A 15,809-nucleotide genomic window follows, 5' to 3' on the forward strand; every position below is an offset into this window, starting at 1 on the left:
CACGGTATGACAGCGAGTACTTTTTTTCGTTCCACATAACAATACTTCCACAGAAATGACATGGGATACTTACTTCCTTTCCCCATACTTAGTGGTAGAATATTCAAAATGTAGAGCCTGACCGTTAAATACTCTAATATAAGCATGATGAATGCTGCTTGCAGCTTCAGCAAAGCCCGTAAGAATCAGCTTAAGCTTACCGGCATAATGAGCAATATCTCCAATGGCGTAAATACCTTCTATATTAGTTTGATAATAGGAATTATCTACTTCAATATGGTGAAGCTTAACATCTAAACCCCAATTAGCTAAAGATCCTAGATCTTGTTTTAAACCAAAAAACGGTAGTAATACATTGGCATCTAATTTGCGAATGTTATTTTGCAGGTCTTTAACTATAACTGTTTGAAGTGTACCATTATTGCCATCTAAAGCATTTAACTGATAACCGGTGACTAATTCGATTTTACCAGTTTCTGCAATATCTCTTAACTGCCTTACGCTTTCAGGAGCTGCCGTAAATTTATCTCGTCTATGCACTAAATATATTTTATTTGCAATTTCTGAAAGAGAAATAGCCCAGTCGACGGCGGAATCACCGCCTCCCGCTATAACTATATTTTTACCTGCGAATTTACTTTTATTATTAATAAAATAAAAAACCGATTTGCCTTCAAAATCTTCAATATTGGCAAGAGGCGGCTTGTTTGGACCAAATGAACCAGCTCCCGCTGCAATAATAATAGCTTTGCTTTTAATAATAGTATTTTTTGAGGTTCTAATTTCAAAAAAATCACCTTGCTTATTTAGATCTGTAGCATGCTGATTTAAGTGATATACAGGCTTAAAAGGAGCAGCTTGAAACTCTAACTGTTTTATTAGCTCTTCTGCGGCAATTTTAGGATATGCCGGTATATCGTAAATAGGCTTTTCAGGGTATAGAGTAATACACTGACCTCCTACGGTTTCTTGAGCATCGATAACGTGGCACTTCATCCCAAGCATTCCGGCCTGAAAAATCGTAAACAGCCCGACCGGTCCCGCTCCGATTATTATAACGTCAGTATTATGCATTATTTTTTTAACTCAATTTAAAAAAGGATTTTATTGGATCTTGAGGAAATAATCAATTGTTATTGTTATATACTCGCTAAATTTGAAAAATTGGCTACATCGTCTTTGTAAGTCCTCGGATGTTGAACCTTTATTATACGCTCCGCTCCTCGGCGCGCAAACTCATTGCTCTTTTCCCAATTGAGCTGCGTCTACCAACTTTTCATTCTACCGTGGAGTATAGTGCTTAGAGAGATATTGATTTAATATGTCCTAACTTTTACTGAGTTAAGAATTTTTTTATCTCTAGTCAGGTAGCTCTAATGCATTTTGCTGTTGCTACAATAAGTCTATCAGTCGGATCACCATGAAAATCATCCATAAGAAAAACGCTTTCAGCAGCAACCTACGGAGCAATTTCTTTAATAGACACTCTATTAAAATAGTTATAGAATTTAGAAAATCCTTTATAGGCTCATGAACATTAATATGCCTTTTAAAGTTAAGCGTAGCTATTTCCCATAATGAAATAGAACTTAGGAATAATTGTGAACTTTCTTGAGCTAAATTGATTTTGTGTTTTATTTGCTCTGATAATTCTTCAGGTTGTAATAGTTACCACAATAAAACATGGGTACTAATCCATTATTAATACCTTGTAAAATCGTTCAAATTTGCAAAAGATTAATAATGGAAATTAATTTTCTGCATTCCATTTGTCTTTTATTGGATCTAATATATCTGCTTTTATCTCAGCTTTATTTTTTAGCATACCGAATATTGAAATCTTTTGAATATTTATAGGGAATATTTATTTTTATTAAAATTTTACGAAATATTATCGGTTTTGTTATCTTAACTATAAGTGCAGGAAATAGCTTTGCTTCATCTGCTAATGCTTTTCGCCTTGTTAGTGCAACGGTTTTACCGTCTTGTATAGTTACGGCTACACCTTTAGCTTTTGGTACGTTACTACGACTGCTCGCAATGACAGGGCGGTATTCACGCAATGTTGCCTTACTTCCGCATGATAAGACTGTGTGTGCCTTAAAAAGGCATAAACAGTAATCAAGAGTGATGTGTGTCAAGTCAAAAATCTAAAAAAAAAATAAATATTTATATTGAATAAATTATTATTCTCGTGTCTACTTAAGTGAAGATTATATACACTAAATATGGTGTCATTTTTTCAAAATAAGCATTATGAATAACGCCTACAGCCCCATTAGTACCTATAATGAACACGCTTAAAAAAAATAAATTTCAAATAACTATAAACAACAACCATAATAATTTACTTAATCCTTTCGGTAAAGCTATTCTGCGAGATCGATATCTTATGAAAGGTGAGGATTTTCAAGATTTATTTGCACGAGTTTCCAGTTATTATGCCGAAAATAAGCAGCATGCTCAGAAGCTATATGAATATATGAGTAAAATGTGGTTTATGCCGGCAACACCAATCTTAAGTAACGGCGGAACGGATAGAGGGCTTCCTATTTCATGCTTCTTGAATGAGACCGATGACAGCTTAGACGATATAGTAAATCTATGGACGGAAAATGTTTGGCTTGCTGCACGCGGCGGTGGGATTGGAAGTTATTGGGGTAATGTTCGTTCTATTAATGAAGGGATTCGTGATAAAGGTCATTCATCCGGTATTATACCGTTTATTAAAGTAATGGATTCTATGACTCTCGCTATTTCGCAAGGTTCTATTAGACGAGGTTCATCGGCTGTATATTTGCCTATTAATCATCCTGAAATCGAAGAATTTATTGATATAAGACGTCCGACAGGTGGGGATGTTAACCGTAAAGCTCTTAATATTCATCATGGTATAGCGATTACCGATGAATTTATGAAAGCAGTTGAAAACAATACGGACTTTGACCTTATTAGTCCTGCTACCAAAAAAGTCGTAAATAAAATTAGAGCAAGAGACTTATGGGTTAAGTTATTAACTACTAGAATAGAAACGGGTGAGCCTTACTTGTTATTTATCGATAGTGTTAATAAATCTATCCCTGAGCATCATAAAAAATTAGGGCTTCAAGTTAAAATGTCCAATCTTTGTAGCGAAATTACATTGCCGACTGGAATTGATCATTTAGGAAAGTCAAGAACGGCCGTTTGCTGCCTTGCTTCTTTAAATTTAGAGTATTATGAAGAATGGAAAGATGATAAAGAATTTATCTATTCTATTATGTTGTTCCTTGATAATGTTTTAGAAGACTTTATCAATAAAGCACCAAATACGATGGCAAGAGCTAAATATTCGGCTTTGCGTGAGCGAAGCGTTGGACTTGGCGTAATGGGCTTCCACTCATTTTTGCAAATAAAAAAAGTACCGATAGAATCGGTGATGGCAAAAGTTTGGAATAAAAAAATATTTGAATATATATCTGCTGAAGCTGATAAAGCCTCAATAGAAATCGGTAAAGAAAAAGGAGCATGTCCTGATGCTCTAGATGCAGGAAGTAATGAACGATTTAGCAATAAAACCGCAATAGCACCCACAGCCTCAATTTCAGTAATAGCAGGTAATGCATCACCAGGAATAGAGCCGTTTGCTGCTAATAGCTTTGTACAAAAGACTTTAACCGGTTCTTTTAATGTGCGTAACAAACATTTAGAAAAGTTATTAGAAGAGAAAGGATTTAATAATGACCAAGTTTGGTCTTCGATTGCAACACATGAAGGATCAGTGCAACATTTAACATTTTTATCCGAAGCAGAAAAACAGGTTTTTAAAACCGCTTACGAAATTGATCAAAATTGGTTAATTGAACTAGCAAGCGATCGTACTCCTTACATTACGCAAGCACAATCTTTAAACATCTTTGTACCAGGTAATGTTAGTAAGAAATATTTAAATAATATTCATTTTAAAGCATGGAAGAAAGGAGTAAAAAGTTTATATTATTGTAGATCGACATCAATACAGCGAGCCGATAAAGTGTCGCATGACATATTAAAAGCCGATTTTAAAGATTTAGAGAAACAAAACGATAAGCTAACAGAAGCCGGTAATTACGAAGAATGCTTGTCTTGCCAGTAATAGTGGTTAATGTTGTTTCTAGTTAAAAGCTCATGGGATTAACTTAAGAATCGATGCCATTCCTGCGCAAGCATGAATCCAGTAAAACATAAAAAACTTATTTTTTATATGTTTATTTTATCGTATATGTACATATAGTAGGGTTATTTTTTAGGTTCCTGCTTTCGCAGGAATGACATTGAGTATTTTTTTGAGTCATACCACAAAGTATACTGGTAAATAATAAAAACAAACAAGAAGAACAATTATGTCACTACTTGATGCAAGTCCAATATATAAGCCATTTTCATATCCATGGGCATATACAGCTTGGCACACTCAACAAAAAATTCATTGGTTACCGGAAGAAGTACCGCTTGCCGATGATGTGAAAGATTGGAAGTATAACTTAACTCCAGGGGAAAAACATCTATTAACACAAATATTTCGTTTTTTTACTCAGGCGGATATTGAAGTGAATAACTGCTATATGAAGCATTATTCACGAGTATTTAAACCGACTGAAATATTAATGATGTTATCGGCATTTTCTAATATGGAAACGGTACATATTGCAGCATATTCACATTTACTTGATACGGTAGGTATGCCGGAAGTAGAATATTCAGCATTTCTTAAATATAAGGAAATGAAAGACAAGTATGATTATATACAGCAATTTGGAGTGGATACCAAAGAAGATATAGCAACTACACTCGCAGTATTTGGAGCTTTTACTGAAGGATTACAGCTATTTGCTTCTTTTGCGATTATGCTTAATTTCCCTCGTTTTAATAAAATGAAAGGTATGGGTCAGATTATTTCTTGGTCAGTGCGTGATGAAACTCTTCATACTAATTCAATTATTACTCTGTTTAAGACTTTTGTAAGAGAGAACCCTGAAGTTTGGACAGAAACTTTACGTAAACGTATTTATGAAGCTTGTACAACTATTGTGCATTTTGAAGATGCCTTTATTGAACTTGCGTTTGAAGTTGGCGGTATTGAAGGGTTAACGGCATATGAAGTAAGACAATATATTCGTTATATTGCTGACCGTCGTTTAATGCAACTAGGGCTCAAAGATGTATATTTGGTCAATCATAACCCGCTTCCTTGGCTTGATGAAATGCTAAATGGAGTCGAGCATACGAACTTTTTTGAAAATAGAGCGACTGAATATTCAAAAGCGGCGACTACCGGTTCATGGGAAGAAGTATTCACTCAGATGGACGCCAAAAGAGGAGGCTAAAGAATATACTAAGATAGAACTTGAAAATTGGCAGCCGTGTCTTTGTAAGCCTTCGGATGCTGAACATGTTGTATCGAAGTATACATATTAACAACAACAATAAAAAAATTTAAAATACCTAATTTTTATTTGTGAAAATTTTGAATAATGTTATGGATGTTACAAATAATACAAATTATCAAAAGGTTGTAGAAAAAGTTTTATCTTCTTCTAACGCTAATAAAGCACTAAAAAGTGCAATTAAGGACTTATCATCTTCAAAGAGTATAAGCTTAAGAACGGTGTTACTCGGAGCAAAATTTGTTTTAACTAATCCTGTAAATACTTATAATCTTGTCAAACTTGCTAAATCCTCTAATATATATCTTGATCCGGAATTTCAAAAATCACTTCTTGAGAAATCTCCAATATGGGAATTTTTAAAAAAACATTCAGACGATTTGCCTAAAATAGGTCAAATCTTAGCAAATTCAGGCTTTAGAGAATTTCAAGATAAGAGTGCTTTAGATAAAAAGGGACTCGAAATACTAAAAGAATGTTTTAAAAATGAAAAAGTACTTAAAAAACTTCAAGAAATTGCAGTTGAAGTAAAGCAAGAGCTACCTGACTGGAATAAAGTGACGTCTAGCGTTTTGGGTATGCTGGTTACCGATAAAAATTTCAAAAAATTCTTTAATGACAAGAGCGAAGATATTACGAATTATATACGCACTGGAGCAACTGAAATACTTCCAAGCGATTATATAAAAACTTTTGATAATATATTACAAAAACCCGACAAGAAAAATGTGTTAAAAATATTTAATACACATCCTCATTTTAAGCAAGAACTGGCTGAAAATATAAACGATCCTAATACTCTAAAAAGTTTTAATAAGTTATCTCCTGAAGAACAACTAATTATTGGCAGTTTCTTAGAAGAAGCAAAAGAACAAGCTAAACCTTTCTTAAAAGAACATTTTGAAAGCTACAAAATTGATCTTAAAATTTTAGATATTATTCCTACTTTATTAAACAAAATTCCTGAGACAAAAGAGATTTTTGATACTCTTCATGATCCAAATCAAGGTTTCATGATATCTCTTGAAAAATCCTTAGAAATGGTGGCGGGTGATGATAAAGTAAAAAGTTTTTTTGCTAATAATAAAACAATCTTACCAAATATTGCTTTAGGTATTATTGAAAATAATCCTAGCATACAAAGCATAACAAAAGAATATAATTTTGATCAACAAATGCTTAGTATAGTAGGTGAAGTTATGTCAAAGCCAGAAATTGCTCATGAGATTGTTGCAGACTTAAATAAAGGCGATTATATGAGTTTAACCGGTAATATAATCTCTGCCCTGAATGATCCTTCATTTAAATTAAAAGATATATTAGTAGAGCAAAGTAAAGAAGGTCTATTTGATAATTTCATTACAGGAGTTTTAGAACAAGATGAAAAAAATAGCCAAACTATAAAACTACAACTTATAAATTATGATCTGGAAGCAAGTGATATTACAAAGTTAATGCGCATAATGCCTATATTACTTGATAAACCTGAATCATTAAAAAAGGTTTTTCGAGATTTTATTAAAGGTGATTATATTGGAATGGCAAAAGAGTTAATAATTTTAACTAACGACAATCCTGAAATTAAAAAATATTTAAACAATAATAGAGCAATATTTGCAAATATTTTAGACAAAACTTTAGTGGACATACCAGGTATAAATAACCTTGATAAGAAAGAATTATATAATGTACTTCCATCAATGTTAAACCATCCTGATGAATTAGTTAAAGTTATAGAAGCGGTTGAACAAAGTAATTATCGTGGTGCAGCTAGTGCTATATATAATCTAGCTCAAAAAACCAATTATTTTGAAGGACAATTGCCGAATATTATAAAAGCAAGTTTTAACTATGCTACTGAAAAAGTAAAAGATGTATTTAGTCCATCACAAGATTTTAAAGATAAAACTATAGATGAAATTACTCTTAGAAATAACTTAAATAAAATACAAAATGGAAAATTCAGCTTAGAGGGAGCTATATTAGTAGGTAATTTATCTAATATTGACTTCTCAGGCATATCATTAAAAAATGCAGATTTAACTAAAGTAACTTCTTTAAAAGATTGTAATTTTAAAAATACTAATTTAGCAGGTGCTAAACTACCTGATAATTTAATGCTACTTACTGATACTTACAATCTTAATAAGACAATCCATTCTTTAGCACCTGAACTAATTAAAGAGCAACAAGCAAAATTAATTGATAAGGCAATTGATAAAGTATTTTTACAAATACAGGCCGAAGAAAAAAGGCATTTACTGAGTAAAAAAGAATTTGCTCAACAGGTAAATATGTTATGCGAAGAAAATCAAGCGGTTAAAGACTATATTATAGAAAAACTCAATTCGCTACCTATGAATATGGTTACTAACCTAGCTACTCCTAAAACAAATCAATATAAACATATTACAAATCATTTAAATTCTCCATTACAAATATTGAGCCCTTTATATGAAAATATTGTAAATAAAGAAGATATTAAGAGTAATTTATTGACAAATATTTTAAGCGAAAAAATAGCACAAAAACTTTTTGATAAAGGTGATAATAGAGGTGAAGATTTTTTCATGATTAAGCAGATGCTCAAACCTATCGTTTCTGAATATTCTAATAAGAATCCTGATAATATCAATAATTTTTTAGAGCCGAAAAATCTAGAAAAATTAGCAATTAATATTGCCTCTAATTTAAATTCTAAATCTAAATATACTTGGGCAGGTACTATTACCGGTGGAATTTATTTACCACAAGAAATCTTCAATGAACAGTTAAAAGATAATTTTAAGAATGAGTTTGAAAATATTAATAAACTAAATCTTTTAAAAGAAGCAAAAAATGTAGTTTCAAATTTAGATAGTAAAGTGCATATAGTAGATCATCACTATAAATCACATACTTACGCATCATTACCTACAAAAAGTAAAAAAAATAAACATATAGCTCTATAAATCTTAGATCCAATTGATTTAATTACCATATTATGTAATATAAATTAAAATATTTAAGTAGTTCTTAATTTATTTTTTTGAATCAGTTTTAAGAGAATTTAATATTGATGTAATTAAATACATTGCATTATTTTCATGGAAGTTATAAATTCCATTAAAGATATTAAATTAAAGAATTTCAATAAAACTGTTAAAAGGATATTATCTTCTCATGATGCAGACAAGGCATTTACACGTTTTATTTATGACCTTGCATCTCCAAAGAAAAAAAATATTACCAGTTAGTATAGGAGCGTTATTAAAAGGTGCACAGTTTGCTTTCACTAATCCCGTAAATAGTTATAATCTTGTTAAACTTGCAAGCTCATCTGATATATATCTTGATTCAAACTTTCAAAAATCCATTCTTGAAAAATCCGAAATATGGAATTTTCTAAAAAAACATGTAAATGATTTACTAAAAATAGGGCAAATCTTAGAGAAAGCAGATTTTAGAGAATTTCCAGAAGGTAGTTTTATGGATCAAAAGGACCTTACAACATTTAAAAAATGATAATGTACTTAAAAGCATTAAAGACATTGCAATTGAGCGAAAGCAAGATGTACCTGACTATAATAAAGTGACTTCTAAAACATTAGAAATGTTATCTAACGATAAAAATTTCTTGAAATTTTTTAATGAAAAAGGCAAAGATATAGCAGATTATATACGTACCAAAGCAACAAAAATACTTCCCAGCGACTATATAAAAGCTTGTGATAATATATTACACAAACCTCAAAGTAAGGATACAGATGCAAAAGTTGATCCTAGTATTGTAGATACTATTCCTACTTTATGAAATAAAATGCCTGAAACAAAAGAGATTTTTGATACTCTCAATGCTCCAAATCAAGGAGTAATGGTCGCTCTTGAGCAATCTTAAGAAATGGTATCTGGCGACGATAAATTAAAAAATGTTTTTGCTGATAATAAAACAGTCTTACCTGATATTGCCTCAGTTGTTATTGACAATATTCCGAATATACAAAGCATGAAGAAAGAATATAATTTCGATCAACAAATGCTTAGTACAGTAGCTGAAGTTATGTCAAAACCGGAAATTGCACATGCTATTATTACAGATATAAATAAAGGCGATTATATGAACTTAACAAGCCGTATAATTACTGCTTTTACGAGCATTAATTCAAGTTAAAAGATGAGCAAAGTAACGAAGGTTTATTCGATAATTTAATGTGCCGATTTGGGATGAACAATCAATCGCCTTTAGTCGAATGTAAGATATAATGAAGTTGCCTTGGCGACGAATTTATAAAGAGATATGAGAAGTTATAGAAAAAAATAGCCATATCCAGTATGATTTAAAAGTACACAATATGTGGGTACCAAAGTATAGCAAGAGTGTATTAACGTGAAAGGTAGCGAAGAGAGATCTAGAGATTTATTTAGGAGTATTTGTATGGAACATGAAGTACAGATAATTTCAGGCAAAGTAGCTTGTGATCATGTTCATATGTTTATCTAGTATAGACCGCAAATAACACCTAGCAAACTTGTGCAGTATTGAAAATGCAGTAGCTCAAGAATATTATTGCAAGAATTTGCTTATTTGAGAAAGCAGTATTGGGGCAATCATTTTTGGGCTAGAGGTTATATGGCAGTTAGTTTGGGTAATATTACTGATGAAATGATACAGCAGTATATTGATGAGCAAGAAGGTGCAACTATTAATGATGACCTATTTCTAATCGATTACACTTCTATTTATAACATCTCAGCTTATAGCTGAGAGTTGTTTAGTTAAAGGGGTTTTAGAACAAGATGAAAAATAGCAAAACTATAAAACAACAGTTTGTAAATTATGGACTAGAAACAACAGATGTTACAAAACTTACGAATGTAATACCTATACTACTTGATAATCCTGAGTCATTAAAAAAGGTTTTTGATGAATTTGTTAAAGGTGATTATACGGGAATAGCTAAAGAATTGGTAATGTTCATTACGAATAATAACGAAATCAAAAAATATTTAAACGAGAATAAGGAAATATTTACAGGTATTTTAGATAAAACTTAAAAAGATATACAATTATATAATATACTAACACTTATGCTCAATCCACCGGATAAGTTGGTTCAAATCTTAGAAAATATTGAAAATCAAAGATATATTAATATCGCTACTAGTATAGGTAGTTTAATTTGGACAGAAGGTCAAACGCTGAATATTATAAAACAAATACCAAATGTCGTTAAAGCGGGAGTTGGGTATTTTAAATCTGAGAAGTACCTGTAGAATGAGAAAATAAAATTTAGGCCGATGGTATTACATCGTCTAAAATTTAAATAGTAAGATTAATATTGTATGATCTAAAACAAATACACTTGCCATTACTCCTATTTCTAATAATAAAAAGAAAGACGAAATACATAGATAAACTATACTCACTGAATCCCAAAAATTGATATCGTCTACGAACTTTTATAGTACCCTACGTTTTTTCAAAAGTCCTCAATGTCATCCATTGCGAAAGTAGGAATCCATGCTAAAAAATCTTTAAAATTAAAGATTTTTTATTAGATAATTTTTTTTCAAATAAAGCTTTAAGGAACTTTATTTTAGTGAATTCCCGCCTCCGCAGGAATGACATTTAATATTTGTGCAAACTCTTCTTGGTTAGAATATTCCAATGTGGTTTTATCTTGTATCTGATTTTTAAACCAAGTAACTTGTCTTTTAGCATACTGACGGGTTCGTATTTGAGCTGCATTGAGAGCTCTATCTAAAGTCATATCGCCGTCTAAATAAGCTAAAATTTCTTTTATTCCTACAGCTTTTAAATCCACATAATCTTTAGGAGCAAATTGCTTTTTTATTAAAGCTATTTCGTCAATTGCCCCTTCTTTAAATATCTTATCTAAACGCTCATCACAAGTTTTATATAAAAATTTTCGCTCAGGATTTAAGAAGATAATTTTGAAATTAAAATCAGATAAAATTTGCTCTTTTGGTAAAGTTTGAAAGGAACAAATAGATTTACCAGTTTCCAAGAATACTTCATAAGCTCTAATTAAACGCTGAGTATCATTTTTGTTTATTTTAGAAGCAGCAAGCGTGTCAAGCTCCTCTAATTTATTCCATAATTCTATATTACCTATTTCAGTATGTAAGTTTCTTACTTGTTCTCGTAAATCTTCTGATATATCAGGAATATTATTATATCCGAAAACTAAAGAATTGATATATAAACCAGTTCCACCTATTAATATAGGTAGTTTGACTCGAGCAGTTACTTCTTTTATTTTTTCTGCAGCAAGTTTGAGATATTTTACTACCGAAAAATCTTCCGTAATAGATAGAAAATTATATAAATGGTAAGTCACTTCAGCTGTATAGCTTTGCGGAGGGGAGGCGGTAATAATAGGAATTTTCTTATAAACCTGCATTGAGTCGATATTTATGATCTCGCCGTTATATGCTTTAGCTAGTTCATGCCCTAAATAAGACTTTCCACTAGCAGTTGGCCCGCATAAAATTATTATGTCTTTCGTTGTCACTGATATATAGTTTAGTCTATAATTGTTGGGTCGTTGCATGGCTCGGTTTTTCGTCATTGCGAAGAAATTACAGAGTCATTGACGAAGCAATCCAGTAAAAAATGCTGATTTACAGAATTTTTCTATGGATTGCCACGCGGCCTACGGCTGCTTGCAATGACGGGGTGGTATCCACATCGGTAACACCTCGCAATAATGACATCGTACAATTAAACGGTTTCAGTTTCATGTTGGCCGACTAAATAAGCCCGCATCCATGTAGTCAACTCTTAGACTCTTTAAACCGTTAGATGCTGCTACACCATCTTTAAGTTTAAAAACAAGAGAATCATAATTAGTAGGCGCAAGGTCGTTACGTGTGAGAAAAATATATAAAATAATATTTTAGAAAGCAATAATTCTTTAATAATTAATTAATAGCCCGTATTTTTCAAGATATTTATTAATTATAGCTATTATTTTCCCTAAGCCATTTTTACTAGCTGATTCAGCTCTTGCAACTATAATAGATTCGGTGTTAGAACTACGCAGTAACCACCAACCATGCTCGGTATTTACCCGTACACCGTCTATATCATTAAACTCTATTTTCTCTTCTAATAATTTTTCTTTAATCTCTTTAATAATTTGTAATTTTAACCTAGACGGAACAAATATTTTAATTTCCGGTGTACTATAGCTTTTCGGTAAATCCTCTATTATTTCATCCAGAGTCTTACTTGATTTGCTAAGTAAATCTAAAAATCTAAGTGCTGCATAAATTGCATCATCAAAGCCAAAATATTTATCGGCAAAGAATATATGCCCGCTCATTTCACCGGCGAGTAAAGCATTTGTTTCAAGCATTTTGCTTTTAATAAAAGGATGACCTGTTCGCCATATTATAGGATTTCCGCCAAATGACCTAATTCTATCAACTATTAACTGACTGGCTTTTACATCGACTATTATGGTAACACTCGGATGTTCCTTTAAAATATTCTCAGCAAATATACATAAAATTTGATCACCGAATAATATCTTACCGCCCCCGCTTACAATACCGATTCTATCACCGTCACCGTCAAAAGCTATACCAAGGTCACAATTTTGTTCTTTAACCACTTTTATTAGCTCTTGTAAATTAGCAGGGTTGGTAGGGTCAGGGTGATGGCTTGGAAAATTCCCGTCAATCCTACTATTTATGATTATGTTGTGATTAGTTAAATGCTTTTTTAACTCTTCAATAATATTGCCTGTTGCTCCATTGCTGCAGTCCCAAGACACTTTTAACTGCGGATTAATATTTATTCCCTCTAAAATACGTTTTAGGTATTTATGTTCTATATTATGTCCACAATATATGTCATGCCCGCGAAATCGGAAATCCATGTCTCCACTTGTATTAATATGAATTCCTGCTTTCGCAGGAATGACATCAGGGGTTGTGGGCATAACATGATTATTCAAAACCTTTGCTAATAAATCCTTTATCTGATCACCGAAAAAAGATTTACCGTGTTGCAGCATTTTAAAGCCGTTATCGTCACGAGGATTATGCGATCCCGTAACCATAATACTACCGGCAGGCATAAATTGTTTATCGACAAAATATAGTACTGGTGTCGGAACTACGCCAATATTTATGATTTCAGCCCCTGCATCAGTTAGTCCTAATTCTAAAGCTTTACAAAGGGTATGGGAGCTGAGCCGACCGTCTAAACCAATACAGATTTTGCTATTATCTTTTGTGATAGTCATCTTGGCGAAACAAAAGCCGATTTTATAAGCTATTTCTTCTGTTAAATCCTTAAGGCTATTGCCTCTTATATCATAAGCTCTAAAAATTTCTTTGTTAATTTGCATAAAAAACCATTTATGTCATGCCCGCGAGAGCTGGCATCTAAAAAATAACATTAATAATTATAAACATATAAAAACTTGTTTTTATATGTTTTACTGGATCCACACCTTCGCGGGAATGACATAAAACGACCCATGCAACAACATCTACTACTACTCGCAATGACGCGTTTGCATAGTCTAAAAACTAAAGCTTTCACCTAAATACACTTCCTTAACTTTTTTGCTGTTTGCTATTTCCTTAGGTTTTCCTTCTCGCAATACTTTGCCCTCAAAAATAACATAAGCACGGTCAACTGTATCTAGAGTATCACGTACATTATGATCGGTAATTAATATACCTATATTAAATTCACGTAAATAAGTAATTAGATTTTTGATATCGGAAATAGCAAGTGGGTCAATACCGGCAAGAGGCTCATCAAGCATAATAAATTTAGGCCCTATTGCAAGTGAACGTGCAATCTCAAGCCTACGCCTTTCGCCGCCTGATAAGCTAGCAGCGGATAAATCTTTTAAATGCACTATCGAAAATTTCTCTAGTAAATTATTGGTTTTTTGTTCAATTACTTCTTTATCATTTTCAGATATCTCAACTACAGCTTTAATATTATCCTCAACCGATAATCCTCGAAATATCGAAGGTTCTTGAAGAAGGTAGCCGATGCCAAGCCTTGCTCGTAAATAAATAGGCAAGTTGGTAATATTGATACCATTTAAAAGTAATTGCCCTGAGTCCGGTTTCATTAAACCGATAATAATGTTAAAACAAGTTGTTTTACCGGCTCCGTTAGGACCAAATAAACCAACTATCTCTCCTTGTTTTATATTCAGAGATATATCAGTTAATATATTCCTTTTTTTATAGGATTTTGATATATTTTTAACCTGTAAGCTATCCATCTTTTTTATTTGTGTTTTGTTGCTATACGTCATTCACACGAAAGCGGGAATCCATTATTCACTTGTATTAAGATGGATTCCTGCTTTCGCACTAATAACCTAGATATCCATGCGAGCAATGCTACACTAAAGAACTCTATTTCTTAACAAGATCTACATAATAGATTAGTTTATTAGTTTTTAAAACATTATCGTCGCGTTGTAATATCACATTACCAAGTAGAATAAGTTGTTTGTCATCAAAAAAATATTTAACACTATCTGCAAGTAATAATTCATTATTTATTTTTCTTTCTACAGTCAATTTGGTTGGAACAACTATATGATCAATAGTTTGCTTTTTATCTATTGTTTTATAAAAAATATATAATTCTTTCGTTCTAAGTATCGCATTATCGAAGTAAACAACTACATTTCCAAGATATTCTGCCTTTTGTTTGGTTCTATCAATAATTAAAGTATCAGATGTAATATGTAGACTTGAAATATCTTTATCACTAGCATATATAGACATACTAACATTAAGAAATACTACAAGTTTAATAATCCGATAAATCGATGATTGTGGAGACATTGCCTTTAAAAATTATAATATTAGTTTCATCCATTATATTAAAACTATCCGAAGTAATTGAAGAATTTTTGTAGAATAATTTAGCAGAGGAGTTGCCGGTTATATTCTTATTTACTAAATCAATCCTTGCATCGTTAGTGTTAAATATGATCTCATCAAAAAAAAGTTTTACATCATTTTTTAAATCTAATATGTTTGATCCTTCATCTAAAAAGCCTTCTTTCGCATTGATAATAAAAGTTTGGTCTTGATTTACGTTATAAATAGCATTTATCACATCTAGTTTATATTTGTTATCCGACTCTTTTATAGCTCGCTCAGTTTTAATCTTATACGCATCTAAATTTTTATTTACTCCTTCAAAAATTGAATCTTTCAATATAATATTATATTGAAAATCAAAATTTTTAGTATCTTTTAACCTGTTTTTTGTAACGTTAATATCATTTTCTTCATTAATATAACCGCTTTTAATTAATATATATCCTATATAAAAAATTCCAACTATTATTAAAAGATATAGAGATTTCCAAATTTTTTTTCGCCGTTTATAAAAAGAAGGCATAGATT

Annotated in this window: 9 protein-coding genes and 4 pseudogenes; 7 read left to right on the top strand and 6 right to left on the bottom strand. The window is 31.6% G+C overall.

From position 1 onward, the window contains the following. Nucleotides 1-69 precede the first annotated feature (69 nt). Nucleotides 70-1,074, bottom strand: coding sequence for an NAD(P)/FAD-dependent oxidoreductase (locus A1C_RS03125; protein ID WP_012149610.1), 1,005 nt, complete (start codon nucleotides 1,072-1,074; stop codon nucleotides 70-72). Nucleotides 1,075-1,866: 792 nt separating this feature from the next. On the opposite strand from A1C_RS03125, the pseudogene A1C_RS09675 reads away from it, so the two are divergent. The 7 genes and pseudogenes from A1C_RS09675 to A1C_RS09490 form a co-directional block, all read left to right on the top strand. Next, a pseudogene (locus A1C_RS09675) lies at nucleotides 1,867-2,022 on the top strand (Csu type fimbrial protein); the annotation flags it as partial. 268 nt (nucleotides 2,023-2,290) lie between these two features. Then, nucleotides 2,291-4,114 carry a ribonucleoside-diphosphate reductase subunit alpha gene (locus tag A1C_RS03135; protein ID WP_012149613.1) on the top strand — a complete coding sequence of 608 codons (1,824 nt, stop codon included), beginning with the start codon at nucleotides 2,291-2,293 and terminating at the stop codon, nucleotides 4,112-4,114. 247 nt (nucleotides 4,115-4,361) lie between these two features. Next, nucleotides 4,362-5,345, top strand: coding sequence for a ribonucleotide-diphosphate reductase subunit beta (locus tag A1C_RS03140; protein WP_012149614.1), 984 nt, complete (start codon nucleotides 4,362-4,364; stop codon nucleotides 5,343-5,345). Between the two features lie 152 nt (nucleotides 5,346-5,497). Beyond that, complete coding sequence (locus A1C_RS03145; protein ID WP_012149615.1) at nucleotides 5,498-8,356, top strand: pentapeptide repeat-containing protein; 2,859 nt, start codon at nucleotides 5,498-5,500, stop codon at nucleotides 8,354-8,356. A 135-nt stretch (nucleotides 8,357-8,491) separates the two neighbouring features. After that, nucleotides 8,492-9,596: pseudogene (locus tag A1C_RS08595) on the top strand (pentapeptide repeat-containing protein); the annotation flags it as partial. Nucleotides 9,597-9,681: 85 nt separating this feature from the next. Continuing rightward, nucleotides 9,682-10,149: pseudogene (gene tnpA / locus A1C_RS06880) on the top strand (IS200/IS605 family transposase). A 206-nt stretch (nucleotides 10,150-10,355) separates the two neighbouring features. Continuing rightward, nucleotides 10,356-10,800 (top strand): annotated as a pseudogene (locus A1C_RS09490) (hypothetical protein). A gap of 181 nt (nucleotides 10,801-10,981) precedes the next feature. Here the strand turns inward: A1C_RS09490 and miaA are convergent. The 5 genes from miaA to lptC all read right to left on the bottom strand — a co-directional run bounded on the left by miaA (nucleotide 10,982) and on the right by lptC (nucleotide 15,804). Then, a complete protein-coding gene (miaA, locus tag A1C_RS03180; RefSeq protein ID WP_012149619.1) occupies nucleotides 10,982-11,920 on the bottom strand; it encodes a tRNA (adenosine(37)-N6)-dimethylallyltransferase MiaA in 939 nt (312 codons plus the stop codon). Between the two features lie 402 nt (nucleotides 11,921-12,322). Then, complete coding sequence (locus A1C_RS03185; protein WP_012149620.1) at nucleotides 12,323-13,765, bottom strand: phosphomannomutase/phosphoglucomutase; 1,443 nt, start codon at nucleotides 13,763-13,765, stop codon at nucleotides 12,323-12,325. Between the two features lie 177 nt (nucleotides 13,766-13,942). Continuing rightward, nucleotides 13,943-14,665: an LPS export ABC transporter ATP-binding protein gene (lptB, locus tag A1C_RS03190; RefSeq protein ID WP_012149621.1), complete on the bottom strand. Its 723-nt coding sequence runs from the start codon at nucleotides 14,663-14,665 to the stop codon at nucleotides 13,943-13,945. A gap of 136 nt (nucleotides 14,666-14,801) precedes the next feature. Further along, complete coding sequence (locus A1C_RS03195) at nucleotides 14,802-15,239, bottom strand: LptA/OstA family protein (protein WP_041816772.1); 438 nt, start codon at nucleotides 15,237-15,239, stop codon at nucleotides 14,802-14,804. After that, nucleotides 15,205-15,804, bottom strand: coding sequence for an LPS export ABC transporter periplasmic protein LptC (lptC, locus tag A1C_RS03200; RefSeq protein ID WP_012149623.1), 600 nt, complete (start codon nucleotides 15,802-15,804; stop codon nucleotides 15,205-15,207). The genes A1C_RS03195 and lptC overlap by 35 nt, the downstream gene beginning before the upstream one ends. Nucleotides 15,805-15,809: the final 5 nt, after the last annotated feature.

Origin of the sequence: Rickettsia akari str. Hartford, from assembly GCF_000018205.1 — a bacterium.
GTDB lineage: Bacteria > Pseudomonadota > Alphaproteobacteria > Rickettsiales > Rickettsiaceae > Rickettsia > Rickettsia akari.